At 39.2% G+C, this 20,096-nt stretch carries 21 protein-coding genes; all 21 read right to left on the bottom strand.

Going from position 1 to position 20,096, the window contains the following annotated elements:
* Positions 1–3: 3 nt before the first annotated feature.
* The 21 genes from rpmC to rpoC all read right to left on the bottom strand — a co-directional run bounded on the left by rpmC (position 4) and on the right by rpoC (position 19,957).
* Positions 4–204: a 50S ribosomal protein L29 gene (gene rpmC, locus NSQ74_RS04530; RefSeq protein ID WP_004233646.1), complete on the bottom strand. Its 201-nt coding sequence runs from the start codon at positions 202–204 to the stop codon at positions 4–6.
* Complete coding sequence (rplP, locus tag NSQ74_RS04525) at positions 194–628, bottom strand: 50S ribosomal protein L16 (RefSeq protein WP_010860599.1); 435 nt, start codon at positions 626–628, stop codon at positions 194–196. Before rplP ends, rpmC begins: the two co-directional genes overlap by 11 nt.
* 1 nt (position 629) lies before the next feature.
* On the bottom strand, positions 630–1,283 hold the full coding sequence (rpsC, locus tag NSQ74_RS04520; protein WP_340821766.1) for a 30S ribosomal protein S3: 654 nt from the start codon (positions 1,281–1,283) through the stop codon (positions 630–632).
* Positions 1,284–1,286: 3 nt separating this feature from the next.
* The gene (gene rplV / locus NSQ74_RS04515) at positions 1,287–1,631 is read right to left on the bottom strand and encodes a 50S ribosomal protein L22 (RefSeq protein WP_004233639.1); all 345 of its coding nucleotides are present in this window, start codon (positions 1,629–1,631) and stop codon (positions 1,287–1,289) included.
* 22 nt (positions 1,632–1,653) lie between these two features.
* Complete coding sequence (gene rpsS / locus NSQ74_RS04510) at positions 1,654–1,932, bottom strand: 30S ribosomal protein S19 (RefSeq protein ID WP_004233637.1); 279 nt, start codon at positions 1,930–1,932, stop codon at positions 1,654–1,656.
* A gap of 60 nt (positions 1,933–1,992) precedes the next feature.
* Positions 1,993–2,823 carry a 50S ribosomal protein L2 gene (gene rplB / locus NSQ74_RS04505; RefSeq protein WP_340821765.1) on the bottom strand — a complete coding sequence of 277 codons (831 nt, stop codon included), beginning with the start codon at positions 2,821–2,823 and terminating at the stop codon, positions 1,993–1,995.
* 47 nt (positions 2,824–2,870) lie between these two features.
* Positions 2,871–3,155 carry a 50S ribosomal protein L23 gene (gene rplW, locus NSQ74_RS04500; protein ID WP_036205532.1) on the bottom strand — a complete coding sequence of 95 codons (285 nt, stop codon included), beginning with the start codon at positions 3,153–3,155 and terminating at the stop codon, positions 2,871–2,873.
* Entirely contained in the window at positions 3,155–3,778 is a 624-nt protein-coding gene (gene rplD, locus NSQ74_RS04495) for a 50S ribosomal protein L4 (RefSeq protein WP_340821763.1), read from the bottom strand. Before rplD ends, rplW begins: the two co-directional genes overlap by 1 nt.
* Before the next feature lie 26 nt (positions 3,779–3,804).
* Complete coding sequence (gene rplC / locus NSQ74_RS04490) at positions 3,805–4,434, bottom strand: 50S ribosomal protein L3 (RefSeq protein WP_340821760.1); 630 nt, start codon at positions 4,432–4,434, stop codon at positions 3,805–3,807.
* A gap of 46 nt (positions 4,435–4,480) precedes the next feature.
* A complete protein-coding gene (gene rpsJ / locus NSQ74_RS04485; protein WP_004233624.1) occupies positions 4,481–4,789 on the bottom strand; it encodes a 30S ribosomal protein S10 in 309 nt (102 codons plus the stop codon).
* Positions 4,790–5,155: 366 nt separating this feature from the next.
* Positions 5,156–6,472 (bottom strand): Na+/H+ antiporter family protein, encoded by a 1,317-nt coding sequence (locus NSQ74_RS04480; RefSeq protein WP_340821759.1) that lies wholly within the window; start codon positions 6,470–6,472, stop codon positions 5,156–5,158.
* A 198-nt stretch (positions 6,473–6,670) separates the two neighbouring features.
* Entirely contained in the window at positions 6,671–8,650 is a 1,980-nt protein-coding gene (locus NSQ74_RS04475; protein ID WP_340821758.1) for an ABC transporter permease, read from the bottom strand.
* Positions 8,640–9,401: an ABC transporter ATP-binding protein gene (locus NSQ74_RS04470; protein ID WP_340821756.1), complete on the bottom strand. Its 762-nt coding sequence runs from the start codon at positions 9,399–9,401 to the stop codon at positions 8,640–8,642. Before NSQ74_RS04470 ends, NSQ74_RS04475 begins: the two co-directional genes overlap by 11 nt.
* Positions 9,402–9,497: 96 nt before the next feature.
* Positions 9,498–10,520, bottom strand: coding sequence for a sensor histidine kinase (locus tag NSQ74_RS04465; protein ID WP_340821755.1), 1,023 nt, complete (start codon positions 10,518–10,520; stop codon positions 9,498–9,500).
* A complete protein-coding gene (locus NSQ74_RS04460) occupies positions 10,521–11,204 on the bottom strand; it encodes a response regulator transcription factor (RefSeq protein WP_340826396.1) in 684 nt (227 codons plus the stop codon). It abuts the gene before it with no gap.
* A 100-nt stretch (positions 11,205–11,304) separates the two neighbouring features.
* Entirely contained in the window at positions 11,305–12,492 is a 1,188-nt protein-coding gene (gene tuf / locus NSQ74_RS04455) for an elongation factor Tu (protein WP_340821753.1), read from the bottom strand.
* Between the two features lie 136 nt (positions 12,493–12,628).
* Positions 12,629–14,707 (bottom strand): elongation factor G, encoded by a 2,079-nt coding sequence (fusA, locus tag NSQ74_RS04450; protein WP_340821752.1) that lies wholly within the window; start codon positions 14,705–14,707, stop codon positions 12,629–12,631.
* A gap of 42 nt (positions 14,708–14,749) precedes the next feature.
* Positions 14,750–15,220, bottom strand: a complete 471-nt coding sequence (gene rpsG, locus NSQ74_RS04445) for a 30S ribosomal protein S7 (protein WP_024364378.1) — start codon at positions 15,218–15,220, stop codon at positions 14,750–14,752.
* A gap of 148 nt (positions 15,221–15,368) precedes the next feature.
* Positions 15,369–15,788 (bottom strand): 30S ribosomal protein S12, encoded by a 420-nt coding sequence (rpsL, locus tag NSQ74_RS04440; RefSeq protein ID WP_010860613.1) that lies wholly within the window; start codon positions 15,786–15,788, stop codon positions 15,369–15,371.
* Between the two features lie 98 nt (positions 15,789–15,886).
* Complete coding sequence (locus tag NSQ74_RS04435) at positions 15,887–16,135, bottom strand: ribosomal L7Ae/L30e/S12e/Gadd45 family protein (protein ID WP_340821750.1); 249 nt, start codon at positions 16,133–16,135, stop codon at positions 15,887–15,889.
* A gap of 135 nt (positions 16,136–16,270) precedes the next feature.
* Positions 16,271–19,957, bottom strand: a complete 3,687-nt coding sequence (rpoC, locus tag NSQ74_RS04430) for a DNA-directed RNA polymerase subunit beta' (RefSeq protein WP_340821749.1) — start codon at positions 19,955–19,957, stop codon at positions 16,271–16,273.
* Between the last annotated feature and the right edge of the window lie 139 nt (positions 19,958–20,096).

Below are 20,096 nucleotides of genomic sequence, written 5' to 3'. Positions count from 1 at the left end.
TTATCAGTTATTTGCACTGATTTCTCTTTCACGAATAACAGTTTTCATACGCGCGATTGCTTTACGCACTTCACGAATACGAGCTGTGTTTTCTAATTGACCAGTCGCCAATTGGAAGCGAAGGTTGAAAAGCTCTTCTTTCAGTGATTTCACTTTTAATTCAATTTCAGAAGTGGCAAGGTCACGGATTTCATTAGCTTTCATTAGATTCACCACCAGTTTCTTGACGTTTTACGATCTTACATTTCACAGGAAGCTTATGTGATGCTAAACGAAGTGCTTCACGTGCAATCTCTTCAGATACACCAGCAATTTCGAACATTACTTTTCCTGGTTTAACAACTGCTACCCAACCTTCAGGAGAACCTTTACCAGAACCCATGCGGACTTCTAGAGGTTTTTTCGTGTAAGGTTTGTGCGGGAAGATTTTAATCCAAACTTTACCGCCACGTTTCATGTAACGAGTCATCGCGATACGTGCAGATTCGATTTGACGGTTAGTAATCCAGCTAGCAGTTTGAGCTTGTAAGCCCCATTCGCCGAAAGATACTTCTTTGCCGCCTTTCGCTTCGCCACGCATGTTTCCGCGGTGTTCACGACGGTATTTTACGCGTTTAGGCAATAACATATTATTTGCCTCCTTCCACAGATTTCTTCGTAGGAAGAACTTCACCACGGTAGATCCATACTTTAACGCCTAATTTACCGTAAGTAGTGTCAGCTTCTGCGTGTGCATAGTCGATGTCAGCACGTAGAGTATGAAGTGGAACAGTTCCTTCACTATAGTGTTCAGCACGCGCGATATCAGCGCCACCTAAACGACCAGATACTTGTGTTTTAATTCCTTTTGCTCCAGCACGGATTGTGCGTTGGATCGCTTGCTTTTGCGCACGACGGAATGAAACACGGTTTTCTAATTGACGAGCGATGTTTTCAGCTACTAGACGAGCGTCAAGATCAGCACGTTTAATTTCGATAATGTTGATGTGTACACGTTTACCAGTTAGTTCGCCAAGGTATTTACGAAGGTTTTCAACTTCAGTACCACCTTTACCGATTACCATCCCTGGTTTAGCAGTGTGAATTGTAATGTTTACACGGTTTGCAGCACGTTCGATTTCAACTTTAGAAACAGAAGCGTCTTTAAGAGCCGTTTCAATATATTTACGCACTTTGATGTCTTCGTGAAGTAGAGTTGCATAGTCTTTTTCAGCGTACCATTTTGACTCCCAGTCACGAATAATACCAACGCGCAGTCCTATTGGATGTACTTTTTGACCCACGGATTAACCCTCCTTCTTCTCAGATACCACTAAAGTGATGTGGCTTGTGCGTTTGTTAATTGCGCTTGCACGTCCTTGTGCACGTGGACGGAAACGTTTTAATGTTGGACCTTCATCAACAAATACTTCAGAAACAACTAAAGAGTTGATGTCTAGATCGTAGTTGTGCTCAGCATTAGCAACTGCAGATTTTAATACTTTCTCAACGACTGGAGACGCCGCTTTTGGAGTATGACGTAAAATTGCAACTGCCTCACCTACTTGCTTACCTCGGATTAAGTCTACAACTAGACGGACTTTACGAGGAGCGATACGTACTGTGCGAGCGATAGCTTTAGCTTGTGTCATTAGGAATTACCTCCTCTCAAAATTAGCGTCTTGTTTTCTTGTCGTCTGCACCGTGACCTTTATAAGTACGTGTCGGCGCGAATTCACCAAGTTTGTGGCCTACCATATCTTCTGTTACGTATACAGGAACATGTTTACGTCCATCATATACAGCAATTGTTAATCCGATGAAGTTCGGGAAGATTGTAGAACGGCGAGACCAAGTTTTAATAACTTGTTTCTTCTCAGAAGCCTCTTGTGCTTCCACTTTTTTCATTAAGTGGTCGTCAACAAAAGGTCCTTTTTTCAAACTGCGACCCATGTAGGAACCTCCCTCTGTGATTCCACCACGGCTCTCACATAGAACCGTAGTTTAACCACGTTATTTTTTACGACTACGGATGATGAATTTATCCGATTTGTTTTTCTTGTTACGAGTTTTGTAACCAAGTGCTGGTTTACCCCAAGGAGTCATTGGTGATTTACGTCCGATTGGAGAACGTCCTTCACCACCACCGTGTGGGTGATCGTTAGGGTTCATTACAGAACCACGAACAGTTGGGCGTTTACCTAACCAACGGCTACGACCTGCTTTACCGATGTGTACAAGTTCATGTTGTTCGTTACCAACTTGACCGATTGTAGCGCGGCAAGTAGCAAGAACTAAACGTACTTCACCAGATTGTAGACGAACGATTACGTATTTGTCTTCACGACCAAGTACTTGCGCAGAAGTACCAGCAGAACGTACTAATTGTCCACCTTTACCAGGTTTTAACTCGATGTTATGGATTGTTGTACCCATTGGAATGTTTGCTAATGGTAATGCATTACCTACTTTAATATCAGCATCAGGACCAGATACGATTGTTTGACCAACCTCTAGACCTTTTGGTGCTAAGATGTAAGCTTTTGCTCCATCAGCGTAATTAATTAATGCGATATTCGCAGAACGGTTTGGATCATATTCGATAGTAGCAACTTTCGCTGGAATGCCATCTTTAATACGCTTGAAATCGATGACACGATATTGCTTCTTATGACCACCACCATGATGACGAACAGTGATTTTACCTTGGTTGTTACGACCAGCTTTGCGTTTAGTTGGTTCAAGCAATGATTTCTCAGGCTTGTTAGTTGTAATTTCCGCAAAGTCTAAAGACGTCATATTACGACGACCATTAGAGGTAGGTTTATACTTTTTAATCGCCATTGTGTTTCCCTCCTTCTTGATTGTTCAAATCATAAATCCCTAAAGGATTACATTTCGAATAATTCGATGTCTTTGCTGTCCGCAGTTAGTTTAACAATCGCTTTACGACGTTTGTTAGTATAACCACCGTAACGGCCAACGCGTTTGAATTTACCTTTGTAGTTAAGAACGTTTACTTTCTCAACGTTTACGCCAAAGATTTCTTCTACAGCGTCTTTTACTTGAGTTTTGTTAGCGCGAGTGTCTACTTCGAAAGTATACTTTTTCTCTGCCATAAGTTCTGAAGAACGCTCAGTAATGACCGGACGTTTTAAAATATCACGTGCTTCCATTATCCAAGCACCTCCTCAACTTTTTCTACTGCAGATTTAGTGAATACAACTTTTTCGTGACCTAATAGATCAAGAACGTTGATTCCGTTTGCAGTTAAAACTGTTACACCAGGGATGTTACGAGCAGATAATGCTACGTTTTCATCAAGGTCAGCAGTTACGAATAAAGATTTTTTCTCTAAAGAAAGATCTTTAAGAATTTTTGTGAATTCTTTTGTTTTTGGTGCTGCTAGTGTAAGAGCATCAAGAACTAAGAAGTTTTGTTCTACAACTTTAGCTGATAAAGCTGATTTAAGAGCTAAACGACGAACTTTTTTAGGTAATTTATAAGAGTAGCTGCGTGGAGTTGGACCAAATACCACACCACCGCCGCGCCATTGTGGAGAACGGATAGAACCTTGACGAGCACGACCAGTTCCTTTTTGACGCCATGGTTTACGACCACCACCAGCAACTTCAGAACGGTTTTTAACCTTATGATTACCTTGACGAAGAGAAGCGCGTTGTGCAACTACTGCGTCGAATAATACTGCTTCATTTGGCTCGATTCCGAAGATCGCTTCGTTTAACTCGATTTCACCAACTGAAGCACCTGTTTGACTAAGTACAGATACTTTTGTCATTCCTGTTTCCTCCTTTCTTGAAGTGATTAGTTAGCTTTAATTGCAGTTTTAACTGTAACTAGAGCTTTTTTAGAACCAGGAACATTACCTTTAACAAGTAGTAGGTTACGTTCCGCATCAACTTTAACGATTTCTAAGTTTTGGATTGTAACTACTGTGCCACCCATTTGACCAGGTAATTTCTTTTGTTTAAATACGCGGTTCGGAGCAACTGGACCCATTGAACCAGGACGACGGTGGTAACGAGAACCGTGGGCCATTGGACCACGAGATTGCCCGTGGCGTTTAATAACACCTTGGAAACCTTTACCTTTAGTAACTCCTGTTACATCAATTACATCGCCTTCTGCGAAAATTTCTACTTTGACTTCTTGACCAACTTCGTATTCTCCAACGTTCACGTTGCGGAATTCACGAATGAAGCGCTTAGGAGCAGTATTCGCTTTTGCTACGTGACCTTGTTGTGGTTTGTTAGAAAGCTTAACGCGCTTATCTTCGAAACCAACTTGGATCGCTTCGTAGCCGTCAGTATCAACAGTTTTCTTTTGAAGAACTACGTTTGGAGTAGCTTCGATAACTGTTACCGGGATTAAATCGCCGTTTTCAGCGAAAACTTGTGTCATACCAATTTTTCTACCTAAGATTCCTTTAGCCATTTGTCACACCTCCTGTAAGTTTTAAAAAGTTATATTGTTTTTACCATTAAAGTTTGATTTCGATATCAACGCCAGATGGTAAATCAAGTTTCATTAACGCATCAACAGTTTGTGGTGTTGGGTTAACGATATCGATCAGACGTTTATGCGTACGCATCTCGAATTGTTCACGAGAATCTTTGTACTTGTGAACAGCACGTAGAATTGTGTACACAGACTTCTCAGTTGGAAGTGGAATCGGACCTGATACACTTGCACCTGAACGTTTTGCAGTCTCCACAATTTTCTCAGCAGACTGATCTAAAATACGGTGATCATACGCTTTTAAACGAATACGAATCTTTTGTTTTGCCATTATTTTCCCTCCTTCTCGCCTATTTTCTAGACATTCTCCACGAAAATTCTCCAACACACCGCCATGGCAAAGCGGCCGGGTGTGTCGGCAACCTCTCGTTTCATCGCAGTCAAAGACCAACATTCAACATTATATACAATAAAAAAAGAATAAGCAAGTCTTTTCGCTAAATTCTTTTAAATGTTGTAGATTTTCTTTACTACTAATATTTCTCGCTTATTTAAGCCGTTTACTAGTATATATAATTTTTTATGATTTTGCAACACATAACCTAATAACATCAACGTTTTCGGACATTTCGAACAATTAATGTCCAACTATCAAATATAAAAGCAGTCTCTAAAGTTTAGAGACTGCTTATAAACGTTATAAAAAGTACACACACGCGATCCAACCAAAAATAACAAGTGGAATGTTTATAAAGATAAACGTCGGTACACATGTGTCCCAAATATGATTATGCTGACCATCAACATTTAAGCCGGCTGTCGGTCCTAGCGTTGAATCGGATGCAGGTGAACCTGCGTCTCCTAATGCACCTGCTGTACCTATTAAACACAGTATCGCTAAAGGGCTCATACCTAGTCCTTGAGCTAAAGGAACAAATAAGGTAGCTATAATCGGCACAGTAGCAAAAGAAGAGCCAATTCCCATTGTTACAATTAATCCAATTACTAGCATGATGAATACCGCTAAGCTTTTATTACCTTGAAGGATAGCTAGAGAGCTTGTAATTAAACTATCTACATCACCCGTTGCATTGATAACTGATGCAAATCCATTTGCTGCAATCATTACAAAGCCAATGAACGCCATCATTTTCATACCTTCAGATAAAATCTCATCTGCCTCTTTCCATTTAAGAGCCCCTGTGAAATACATAATCATTATTCCTGCAAAGGCTCCGACTATCATAGAATCCGTACTGATTTGTGCATATAGCGAAACAATTAACGCTATCACGGTTGAAATCATAACCGATTTACTTACCTTCACATTTAAAGTTGATGTTTCAACATCATTATTTTGATATTTGCGTGGTTTACGATAAACAAACAACGCTATAGCTAATCCAACCAACATACCCAAGATAGGAATCGCCATTGCTGCTGGAACATCACTTGCTTTTGCAACCATGCCAGCATTCGTAACTTGTGTTGAAACAATTTCTTGGAAAATGGCTCCGAAGCCAGCTGGCACAAAGCTATACGTACCAATCAAACCAACCGCAATCAATGTTGCTATAATTCTACGATCTACTTCAAGCATATTTAAAACCTTTAAAATAGGCGGTATTAGTAATGGGATAAAAGCAATATGAATCGGAATTAAATTTTGAGAGAAAATCGCCATCATAAAAATAAGAAGAAAAATTAATACTTTTACTAAGCCCTTTCTATTACTAGAACCATTTTTATTTAACATGTTCAAAATACCCGAAATCATTAACTCAGGTATTCCCGTCTTAGAGATGGCTATAGCAAATCCACCAAGTAAGCCATAGCTTAGCGCGATAGTGGCACCTGCACCTAATCCTTCTGTAAATGACTCAACCGTTGCTTGAATACCCATACCACTTGCTAACCCTCCTGCAAAGGCTCCTAAAACAAGCGACAGGACTACATTAATCCGAAGCAAACTTAATATTAACATGACAGCTACTGCCACAATTACCGCATTCATAAAGACACTTCACTTTCACACACTAGATTGTTAACATGTTAAACTTTAATATTCTGACAAACGAAAGTCAAGCAGTTTTTATTCATTACAAAAAGCCCGAAAAGTATGAAATCTATCCTCCAGCGTCACGTTAACAAAAAAACAGCATGACCTATATAAGATCACACTGTTCTTTGGAGTTTCTACCTATTTAAATGTCTACAGAGACTCTCTAATTACTTTTTTATAATAACCAACTGAAAGCACCGCAAAGATTGCATATAACGCTATATAACAGCTCATAGCAATCCACAATGGAGCTGTTAACTCCGTACCAAATAAAAACCATCCTGATTTCACCGCAAAATAACTATGGAGGAGTCCAATCAATAATGGAACACCAAAATTAAACGCTTGTTTCATAAAGATTCCCTTCATAATGTCTCGTTCTGAAAAGCCTATTTTTCTTAAAATTGTATAGGCTCCTCGTTCCTCTTCTGCTTCAGACATTTGTTTAAAGTACAGGATGCTACCAGTTGTCATTAAAAATGCTAAACCTAAAAACGCTGTTGTAAAAATTGTTAACCCAAGTGATTCAATATTACCTTTACGCTCTGCTTCAAACGAATCGATAATATAATTTTGGGTATTGCCATCAGTGTCTACAATAGAAATAACATTTGCGCTCGTTTCTTTATATAATCTCTCAGCAAGCGCTAAGTCTTTTTTTGACTGTAACGTAATAGAAGCTTGTTTATGCCAAGGAAAAAGCTTTGCTTGAGTAGACAATTTGTCAAACAGTGTGTCTGATACTACGAAAATCGGTCCGCCGCCTCCAGCAGTAATAGTTCCACCAATAATACTTTCATCGTGAATCGCTTTGACATGCAGTGTTTCTTCAAGACCACCTGCTGACACTACTAAATCTCGATCCTTTTCTAAAGGAAACATCTCGGCCATATAGCCTCCATAGTTTGTTAAAATCACATCATTACCCGAAACTGATGCATTTGGTGTTTTTTGTTGATAATCAGAAAGCGGAATCGTGTATATCGTCCCTTTCATATTATAAAAAGGGCTATCTTGTTGTCCATCAGCCATTAATTGAGCTATTGAAGCTGTAACTCCTTGTAAACGATATTCAACCTTGTCATAAGCTATATTATTTTCCTCTAGCTTATTTAAAAATGCCTGACCTTGATCCTCATGCAAAATATAATCTCCCGGTACTCGGCTATAGGCTGATGCTTCTGAAGAATAATACGAAATATATGATAGTGTTGTAATCCCAAGAGATACACCTGTTAAAACGGTAATAAGCGTCAGTGATTTAGCATTACTTTTCATACGATGCATAATCGGTGTTAATGCTAATACATCATGGACAGACAAATGACCATTTTTCTTTAAACGAACGGTATTCATTATAAATGCTACGGAGAAACGAAAAACTAGGAACGTTCCCCCAATTGTAGTAGCCAAAATAATTATCATATTTATAAATAGATTGCCTGCAGTATTAATATCAAATAGCTTTGTTGATGCATAGTAGCCATATGCAATAAACACTAGCCCTAAGAAGCCGATAGTCATTTGTAATGGATTGAATCGTTTCACACGCTCATCTGCTTGTTTAGTAGCGCTAAATAAGGATAGCAGCGATACTCGGTGAATCATCCACGTCATTTGTAGCAATACAACTACTAATAAAATAGCGAAAACGACGATAGATTGCTGTAATGCCTGTGTACTAAAGGTCATAGTGACAAGCGTTTCTTTTTCAAGTAGACGCAATAATATCATTGCGATTAAGCGGGAGCTAAAGAAGCCTACTAGCATCCCTACAACGACAGCTCCTACAAATAATAAAATACTTTCTAACGCCAATAATCGTACAATCAGGCCCTTCGTCATCCCAATTAGCTGATATAAGCCAATTTCTTTACTGCGACGCTTCATAAATAAATGGTTAGCATACAAGACGAAAAATAAAATTATAAAATACAAAATATATGTTGCTGCTTTAAAACCTGCTGATGCTGTGCCACTCTTCTGAACTGTATTGAAAACTTCACCATTATGCTGCAATGTCACGAAGGAAAAGTAGAGTGTCACACTGAAAATAAGTGCGAAAAAGTATAAATAATAATGCTTCATATTTTTCTTCATGCTTCGGAATACAAGCTTACTAAGACTCATAACCGTCACCACCTAGCACACTTTGCGTATGCATGATTTCTTGGAAAAACGCCTGTCTAGTCTTATCACCTTTATACAACTCACTGTAAATAAGCCCATCTTTTAAAAACAAAACACGTGTACAGAAACTTGCAGCCACCGCATCATGTGTGACCATCATAATCGTCGCCTTTTTAGTTTCATTAATGCCTTGTAAGTTTTTCAGCAATGCTGTTGCTGATTTTGAATCGAGTGCACCAGTAGGCTCATCTGCAAATACCATTGATGGATTTGTAATTAAAGCTCGAGCAGCAGATGTTCGTTGCTTCTGACCACCTGATATTTCGTTCGGATATTTATTTAAAATATCTGCAATACCAAGTAAATATGTCAGCTCCTTCACGCGACTTTCTGCAACAGCTTTTGGTAGTTTTCCGATTGCTAATGGCAATAAAATATTTTCTTTGACCGTTAACGTGTCCAATAAATTATAGTCTTGGAAAATGAATCCGAGCTGCTCACGACGGAAATTAGCTAACGCCTTTTCCTTCATACCGCGTAAACTTTGGCCATTTATTTCAATTACACCTTCTGTTGCAAAGTCAATTGAACACAAAACATTTAATAGTGTCGTCTTGCCTGAGCCTGATGGACCCATAATGCCAACAAATTCACCTTCATTTACTTCTAAATCTATACCTTTCAGCACCTCTTGCGCTGTTGATTTTTTACCATATACTTTTTTTACTTTACGTCCAATTAAAACTGCCACAGGTTAACTCCCCTTTCTATACTACAAGTGTACCCCGTCTGCTTATTCTTTTCGTGCGTTTTACATGACAATATAAAAAGGTAGGTGACAATTTCGTCATCTACCTGTTAGTTTGACATTTTCATTTTGTAATGGAAATCGTAGCGTAAATATCGAGCCTTCTCCTACAACTGACTGTACACTAATTCGCACACCAATTTTTTGAGCAATATTCTGTGCTAAATACAAGCCCATACCCGTTGATTGTGCAGATTCTCTTCCTACCGTACCTGTATACGATTTTTGAAAAATTCGCGGCATATCCTCTTTACGAATGCCTATACCTGCATCCTTAATGTGAAGCAAAGTTGCCCCAGTTAAATCAACTTCAGTAAAAATAATAATCTCTGTATTTACAGGACTATATTTTATGGCATTGGATAACAGTTGTCTAACAATGAATGCTATCCATTTACTATCTGTCATCACTACTTCAGTTAATTCTCCTACATCGAAGCCAATATCTTTTTCTAAACACCAAGCCTGCATTGCACGTATTTCTTTATAGACGACTGACCGAAGCTCAATTTCTGTTAAATAATTATCTTTTTCTATAGAAGCTAGCCGTGTTTGATGTAACTGCTGATCAACCAATAGATGGAGCCTTAACCACTCCGTCTCTAATTTTCTACGTAAAGATAAATCCTCGACATGATCTAACATCAAATTTATCGTTGTTAACGGAGCCTTCACCTCATGTACCCAAGCAAGGAGCTCATCTGAATATTCTTGTAGCTGCACCTTCGCATCATTTAGTTCTGCATCCTTATCATAGAAGACATCTTCAATTTTTTTATAATAAGCCTCTTGAAATGGAGATAAAGCTAAACTTCGAGTATGGGGCTCATCAAGTCGACTATCCACATTTCCCAGGAAATCTTTCAACTGACCGACTTCTCTTACATAACGCCATAATAAAAATATAGAAAAAGTGACGACCATGATGATATTCACGTACCAAATGGATATGGCTACTAAGCCAACGTCTAAAGAAAATAATATGTTAAGAATAAAAAGAAGAAACACAAAAAAACCAATCCACGCAAGCCGTTCTCTTAAAAACAATAATGCCATTCTCATTCACGTCACCTGCGTTACGGCAATATAACCAAGTCCCTTTTTTGTCACAATGACTTCCTGTAACCCAATATCCTCTAGCTTTGTACGTAATCGATTAACATTTACAGATAATGTATTGTCATTGACGAAACGCTCGTCGTCCCATAATTTCCTCATTAAGTCTTCTCTCGAAACAATTTGATTACCCTTCTCCAACAAAATACGTAAAATAAACAATTCGTTTTTAGTTAAGGAAACAAGCTCCCCATTATACATAATCTCACTTCTCGCATAATCGAGAACAGCACCATTAAAACGCGTAACATCCATTGCTTCTTCAACATAATCATAAGTACGACGTAAAATAGCTTGTACTTTTGCAAGTAACACTTCCATATGGAAAGGCTTTTGTATAAAATCATCGGCACCCATTTGCATAGCCATCACCATATCCATTGGATGATCTCGTGAGGATAGAAAGAGAATGGGTACTTTCGAAATATGCCGTATTTCACGACACCAATGAAAACCATCATATGCTGGTAATTGAATATCAATTAATACTAATTGAGGCTTCTCTTCTATAAAATCATCCATCACCTTTTGAAAATCATTCGGACCTACCACTTGTAAGGACCATTGCGAAAAACGCTCTTGAATCATTGCAAAAATTGATGGATCATCTTCTATCAACAAAACCTTCATTTCCATTTACATACACTCCTTCCACAATTATATTTTAACATAAAAAACCAATCTGTAAGCGTCCCTACAGATTGGTTTTATAATTAGCATAGGCTAAAAATTATTTTTGGATAGTAGCAACTACGCCAGCGCCTACAGTACGGCCACCCTCACGGATAGAGAATTTAGTACCTTCTTCAAGAGCGATTGGAGCGATAAGTTCTACTGTCATTTCGATGTTATCACCAGGCATTACCATTTCAACGCCTTCTGGTAAGTTACAGATACCTGTTACGTCAGTTGTACGGAAGTAGAACTGAGGACGGTAGTTAGAGAAGAATGGAGTATGACGGCCACCCTCTTCTTTAGATAAAACGTAAACTTCAGCTTTGAAGTTAGTGTGTGGAGTGATTGAGCCTGGTTTAGCTAATACTTGTCCACGTTGGATATCTTCACGAGCTACACCACGAAGTAAAGCACCGATGTTGTCACCAGCTTCAGCGTAGTCTAATAATTTACGGAACATTTCAACGCCAGTTACAGTTGTAGATTTAGCTTCTTCAGAAATACCTACGATTTCAACTACGTCACCAACTTTAACTTGACCACGTTCAACACGGCCAGTTGCAACTGTACCACGACCAGTGATAGAGAATACGTCCTCTACTGGCATCATGAATGGTTTGTCAGTTTGACGTTCTGGAGTTGGGATGTAAGAATCTACAGCGTCCATTAATTCAACGATTTTTTCTTCCCATTCTGCTTCGCCTTCAAGAGCTTTAAGAGCAGAACCTTTGATTACAGGGATATCATCGCCTGGGAAGTCATATTCAGATAGTAGGTCACGGATTTCCATTTCTACTAATTCTAATAATTCTTCGTCGTCTACCATATCACATTTGTTCATGAATACTACTAAGTATGGAACACCTACTTGACGAGATAAAAGGATGTGTTCACGAGTTTGTGGCATTGGGCCGTCAGCAGCAGATACTACTAAGATACCGCCGTCCATTTGTGCAGCACCAGTGATCATGTTTTTAACATAGTCAGCGTGTCCTGGGCAGTCAACGTGTGCATAGTGACGAGATTCTGTTTCATATTCTACGTGAGAAGTGTTGATTGTGATACCACGTTCTTTTTCTTCTGGTGCGTTATCGATATCAGCGTATGATTTAGCTGTACCACCCATTTTTTTAGAAAGAACTGTAGCGATTGCAGCAGTTAAAGTTGTTTTACCATGGTCAACGTGTCCGATTGTACCAATGTTAGCATGCGTTTTTGAACGGTCAAATTTTTCTTTAGCCATTAGAGATTGCCTCCTCGAAATTGTATGTTTTATTTTTAAAATTTATAGAATGAATGCTGATAGAGAACGGGCCCATCCTCTATCCTGCAATCATAGCTTACAAATTAGTTATACTTTATGCAAGATGAAAATTCAATTATTCACCTTTATTTTTTTTGATGATTTCAGCAGCAATTGATTTTGGTACTTCTTCATAATGATCAAATGTCATTGAGAATACACCACGACCTTGAGTTGCTGAACGAAGAGTTGTTGCGTAACCAAACATTTCCGCTAACGGAACCATTGCACGAACAACTTGTGAGTTACCGCGAGCATCCATACCCTCAACGCGTCCGCGACGAGATGTAATGTTACCCATGATATCACCAAGGTACTCTTCAGGAATTACTACTTCAACTTTCATCATTGGTTCTAAAATTACAGCATCACATTGTTTAGATGCTTCTTTAAGAGCCATAGATGCAGCGATTTTGAACGCCATCTCATTCGAGTCAACGTCATGGTAAGAACCGAATACTAATTTCGCTTTAATGTCGATTAGTGGGTAACCAGCTACTACACCGCGGTCAAGAGAGTCACGAAGACCTGCTTCAACTGCAGGAATGTATTCACGAGGAATTACACCACCAACGATAGCGTTTTCGAATTCAAAGCCTTTACCTTCTTCATTTGGAGAGAACTCAATCGTTACGTCACCATATTGTCCACGACCACCAGATTGGCGAGTGAATTTACCTTGAACTTTTGCAGAGCTACGGAATGTTTCACGGTAAGATACCATTGGAGCACCTACGTTAGCTTCTACTTTAAATTCACGGCGCATACGGTCAACTAAGATATCAAGGTGAAGCTCACCCATACCTGAGATGATTGTTTGTCCAGTTTCTGTGTCAGTGTGAGCACGGAAAGTTGGATCCTCTTCTTGAAGTTTTTGTAAAGCTTGACCCATTTTATCTTGGTCAGCTTTTGATTTTGGTTCTACAGAAAGAGAAATTACTGGTTCTGGGAATTCCATTGATTCAAGAATAACTAAGTTTTTCTCGTCACATAATGTATCACCAGTAGTAGTATCTTTAAGACCTACTGCTGCTGCGATATCCCCAGCGAATACTTTAGAAATCTCTTCACGAGAGTTAGCGTGCATTTGTAGGATACGACCTACACGTTCACGTTTACCTTTAGAAGAGTTTTGTACGTATGAACCTGCATCTAATGTTCCAGAGTACACACGGAAGAAAGTTAATTTACCTACGAATGGGTCAGTCATAACTTTGAATGCAAGAGCTGAGAATGGCTCTTCATCAGAAGATTTACGTTCTAACTCTTCGTCACCATCAACTGAAGTACCTTTGATTGCTGGTACATCAACTGGAGATGGTAAGTAATCGATAACTGCATTTAACATTGGGCGTACGCCTTTGTGTTTGAATGCTGTACCACAGATTACTGGGTAGAATTCTACTGCAATTGTAGCACGACGGATAGCCGCTTTAAGCTCAGCAACAGTGATTTCTTCGCCTTCTAAATATTTTTCCATGATTTCTTCATCAACACTTGCAACAGCGTCGATTAATTTTTCACGGTATTCTTCAGCTAATTCGCGGTGTTCTTCAGGAATTTCACCTTCAGTTACTGCAGTACCTTTTTCGTCGCCGTAGAAAGTTGCTTTCATTTCAACTAAGTCAATGATAGCAGAGAACTGATCTTCAGCTCCGATAGGTAATTGGATTGGGTGAGCGTTTGCTTGTAAACGATCATGTAGAGTTCCTACTGAATACAAGAAGTCTGCACCTGTTTTATCCATTTTGTTAATGAATACGATACGTGGAACGCCGTATGTTGTAGCTTGACGCCATACAGTTTCAGTTTGAGGCTCAACACCTGATTGAGCATCAAGAACTGTTACAGCACCGTCAAGTACGCGTAATGAACGTTCTACTTCAACTGTGAAGTCTACGTGTCCAGGAGTATCGATGATGTTTACACGGTGGCCTGCCCATTGAGCTGTTGTAGCAGCAGAAGTGATAGTGATACCACGTTCTTGTTCTTGCTCCATCCAGTCCATTTGAGAAGCGCCTTCATGAGTTTCACCGATTTTGTGAATCTTACCTGTGTAATAAAGGATACGCTCAGTTGTTGTTGTTTTACCAGCATCAATGTGAGCCATGATCCCAATATTACGAGTATTCTCTAGAGAGAATTCGCGTTTCATTAGGTATTTCTCCTTCCATATTGGGCTTATGCTATGTTTAGATTACCAACGGTAGTGTGCGAATGCTTTGTTCGCTTCTGCCATTTTGTGCATATCTTCACGTTTTTTAACTGATGCACCAGTGTTGTTAGAAGCATCTAGAATTTCGTTAGCTAAACGCTCTTCCATAGTTTTTTCACCACGAAGACGAGAATAGTTAACTAGGTAACGAAGACCTAAAGTTGTACGGCGTTCTGGACGAACTTCAACCGGTACTTGGTAGTTAGAACCACCAACACGGCGAGCACGTACTTCAAGAACTGGCATTACGTTGTTTAGAGCAGCTTCGAATACTTCGATTGGATTTTCACCAGAACGTTCTTTAACTAGTTCGAACGCACCGTATAAAATCTTTTGAGAAGTACCTCTTTTACCATCAACCATCATTTTATTGATTAAACGAGTTACTAGTTTTGAATTATAAATTGGATCTGGTAACACGTCACGTTTGGAAACAGGACCTTTACGAGGCATGTGTTTTCCTCCTTTCGAATAATTATCGATTTATTTTTATACGTTGGCCTTGTACGAAGTTATCACTTAATTCTAAATCAGCTAGCATGATTGGAATTTGGTGATATCGACGTAAGACTCAACACTAATTAACACTTAACGTGTTAAATTATTTTTTTTCTTTAGGGCGTTTTGTTCCGTATTTAGAACGTGATTGTAAACGACCGTTTACACCAGCTGTATCAAGAGCACCACGTACGATATGGTAACGAACACCCGCTAAGTCTTTTACGCGTCCGCCACGGATAAGAACAACACTGTGCTCTTGTAAGTTGTGGCCTTCACCTGGGATATAAGCTGTAACCTCAATTTGGTTAGTTAAACGTACACGAGCGTATTTACGTAACGCTGAGTTTGGTTTACGAGGTGTCATTGTACCTACACGAGTACAAACACCACGTTTTTGTGGAGATTTAACATCAGTTAAAGATTTTTTAAATGAGTTATATCCTTTGTTTAACGCTGGTGATTTTGATTTCGTGATTTTAGATTGACGAGGCTTACGTACTAATTGGTTAATTGTAGGCATCGGTATTTCCTCCCTTCATTTATTCCTTGTTAATACCACACATCCAGGTGGTTCATTTTTTGGGTAAAAACAAAGTCTTTGTGTTTTATACACAAAAACTAATCTACAGCAATAGCAACAACCGCAGCTCCAACATGGATTCCGCAGGCTTTGCCCAGTTCCTTTTTGGACTCGACAAGAATAACTGGTATACCGTTCTCTCTCGCGAAAGTTATGGCCGAATCGGTTACCCAATTGTCTGCATCAAGTGCCACAAAAAGCTCTTTCACTAAACCAGCTTGCATTGCTTTTACTGCTTGCTTTGTACCAATGATTGTTTTACTAGCCCTTACTTTATCATAAGACATTTTCATATCCTCCGAAGTACAGACAGTTAACTATCAACCTTCAATATATTATCATTATCAATTTCTACTGTCAACTAATATCTTTAAAAAGTCCGAAGAGATGTGCTTTTGCCATCTCTTCGGAGCTTAGTTAAGTTATTCAGCAGAAACTAGATCTTCTGCGTCAAGCTCATCTTTTTCAATGCGGATTTGACGATAACGTTGCATACCAGTACCTGCTGGAACAAGTTTACCAATAATTACGTTCTCTTTTAATCCTAGAAGTTCATCACGTTTACCTTTAATTGCAGCATCCGTTAACACACGAGTTGTTTCTTGGAATGATGCAGCAGATAAGAATGATTCAGTTTCTAGTGAAGCTTTAGTAATACCTAGGATTACAGGGCGACAAGTTGCAGGATTTTTGCCGTTCATAACAGCATCTACATTTGCCTCTGAGAATTGGTGAATATCTAATAATGAGCCAGGTAATAATTCTGTATCACCAGCTTCAATTACGCGAACTTTACGAAGCATTTGACGTACCATTACTTCGATATGTTTGTCTCCAATTTCTACCCCTTGCATACGGTATACTTTTTGTACTTCTTTTAGTAAATATTCTTGAACTGTTGAAACGTCTTTTACTTTTAATAATTGTTTTGGATCGATAGAACCTTCTGTTAATACTTGACCACGTTCGATTGAGTCACCTTCGATAACTTTCAGACGTGCATTATAAGGTGCTTGGTATTTACGAGTTTCTACGTCACCTTGAACTGTAATTTCTTTTAGACCTTCACGAATTTCAGTAATATCTGAAACCGTACCAGCAATCTCAGAAATGACAGATTGACCTTTTGGATTACGTGCTTCGAAAATCTCTTGGATACGAGGAAGACCTTGAGTAATATCGTCTCCGGCTACCCCACCTGTATGGAATGTACGCATTGTTAACTGAGTACCTGGTTCACCGATTGATTGAGCAGCAATAATACCAACTGCTTCCCCAACTTCAACTTTTTCACCAGTTGCTAAGTTCATGCCGTAACATTTTTTACATACACCATGTTTTGTATTACATGTGAACGCTGAACGGATTGTTACTTCCTCGATACCTGCTTCTATAATAACACGAGCGACATCTTGGTCGATTAAACCGTCTTTTTCTAGAATTACATCGCCTGTTTCTGGATGGAAAATCGTTTTCTTCGTATGACGACCAACAATACGTTCGTCTAACGCTTCGATTAGTTCTGTACCTTCCATTAACGCACCGATAGTTAAGCCGCGGTCAGTTCCACAATCATCTTCACGAACGATTACATCTTGTGCAACGTCTACAAGACGACGTGTTAAGTAACCTGAATCGGCAGTTTTTAGGGCTGTATCGGCAAGACCTTTACGAGCACCATGTGTTGAGATGAAGTATTCCAATACTGTTAAACCTTCACGGAATGAAGACTTGATTGGAAGTTCAATAATACGACCAGCCGGGTTGGCCATCAGACCACGCATACCAGCTAACTGTGTAAAGTTAGACGCGTTACCACGGGCACCTGAGTCAGACATCATGAAGATTGGGTTTGTTTTCTCAAGTGACTTCATCAGTTTTGATTGAATTTCATCTTTCGCTGCACTCCAGCTAGAGATAACACGGTCATAACGCTCTTCTTCTGTAATGAAACCACGACGGAATTGCGCTTGAACTTTATCTACTTTCTCTTGTGCTTCAGCTAGGATTTCACCTTTGTCTGGTAATACCACGATGTCAGATACACCAACAGTGATACCAGCGCGAGTTGAGTATTTAAAACCTAAGTTTTTCATGCGGTCAAGCATTTTAGATGTTTCAGTAATGTGGAAACGTTTAAACACTTCTGCAATGATATTTCCTAAGAATTTCTTGCGGAATGGGTTTACAACAGGTACTGATGCAAAATGTTTGCGAAGTACTGCTGAACGTTGCCCCTCTACTTTACCTTTTTCATCTAATTGGCTGTAAGCGGCATCTGCTTCAAGCTCTGCTAAAGTTTCTTCGTCAATTGTTAAGTTTGCGAAGTACTTCTCTGGTGTTACTTGCTCTAAGTTGAAATCAGTAGGTTCGTTAATGAACGGGAATGATTCAGGCAAGATTTCATTAAAGATCACTTTACCAACAGTTGTTAATAAGAACATATTATTTTGTTCTTCTGTAAATGTTGGGTTGTTCAGTGAACTTGCTTTGATCGCGATACGTGTATGCAAGTGAACATGACCTGTATCATATGCGATTAAAACTTCGTTTGGTCCATAGAAAATTGAACCTTCACCACGAGCATCTTCACGCTCAAGTGTTAAATAGTAGTTACCTAATACCATATCTTGAGATGGTGTTACAACTGGCTTACCATCTTTCGGGTTTAGGATGTTTTGTGCAGCAAGCATTAGAAGTCGAGCTTCTGCTTGTGCTTCAGCTGATAATGGTACGTGAACCGCCATTTGGTCACCATCGAAGTCAGCGTTGTAAGCTGTACATACTAATGGGTGAAGACGAATTGCACGACCTTCAACAAGTGTTGGTTCAAACGCTTGAATACCAAGACGGTGAAGCGTTGGTGCACGGTTTAGTAATACTGGATGCTCACGGATAACATCTTCTAAAACGTCCCATACGTCGTTGTTTAAACGTTCGATTTTACGTTTAGCAGATTTAATATTATGTGCAAGACCACGTTCTACTAATTCTTTCATAACGAAAGGTTTAAATAGCTCGATTGCCATTTCCTTCGGTAGACCACATTGGTACATTTTTAAGTTTGGACCTACTACGATAACTGAACGACCAGAATAGTCAACACGTTTACCAAGTAAGTTTTGACGGAAACGACCTTGTTTCCCTTTTAACATATGTGAAAGTGATTTTAACGGACGGTTACCTGGTCCAGTGACTGGACGACCACGACGACCGTTATCGATTAATGCATCAACTGCTTCTTGTAACATACGTTTCTCGTTTTGAACGATAATACTTGGTGCGCCAAGATCTAATAAACGTTTTAAACGGTTATTACGGTTGATTACACGACGATATAAATCATTTAAGTCAGATGTTGCAAAACGACCACCATCTAATTGAACCATTGGACGAAGCTCCGGTGGAATAACAGGTAGTACATCTAAAATCATCCACTCTGGAGAGTTACCTGAGTTACGGAATGATTCTACTACTTCAAGACGTTTAATCGCACGTGTACGGCGTTGACCTTGTGCTGATTTTAGTTCTTCTTTTAAAGAATGTGTTTCATCTTCAAGATCGATTTTAGCAAGAAGCTTTTTGATTGCTTCTGCACCCATCGCTGCTTCGAAAGTTGCACCGAATTTTTCACGGTATGCACGGTACTCTTTTTCAGAAAGTAATTGCTTACTCTCTAAGTTTGTAGCACCTGGTTCAATTACAACGTAAGATGCGAAGTAAATTACTTCTTCTAAAGCACGTGGAGACATATCTAAAATAAGGCCCATACGGCTTGGAATACCTTTGAAGTACCAAATATGAGAAACTGGAGCAGCTAATTCGATGTGACCCATACGTTCACGACGAACTTTTGCACGTGTTACTTCAACACCACAACGGTCACAAACTACGCCTTTATAGCGAACACGTTTGTATTTACCACAGTGACATTCCCAGTCTTTCGTAGGACCGAAAATACGTTCACAGAATAAACCATCTTTTTCTGGTTTTAATGTACGATAGTTAATTGTTTCTGGTTTTTTTACTTCACCATATGACCAAGAACGAATCTTGTCAGGGGATGCTAAACCAATTTTCATATATTCAAATTCATTAACGTCTATCAAGGAGCCTACCTCCCTCTAGTTATAGGTCTTTATAAAGACTCTTTTACGCAGCTCGACAATCGTTTGCAAAAATACATTTTGACAAAAGATTAAAAATAGATTGATTTCATTCATAAAGAAAGTCGAGCAGGGCGTTAAA

This window comes from Lysinibacillus sp. FSL W8-0992, from assembly GCF_038008685.1.
In the GTDB taxonomy this organism is placed as follows: Bacteria; Bacillota; Bacilli; order Bacillales_A; family Planococcaceae; genus Lysinibacillus.
The sequence above is the reverse complement of the archived record's forward strand: the minus strand, read 5'-3'. Positions and strand labels throughout refer to the sequence as shown.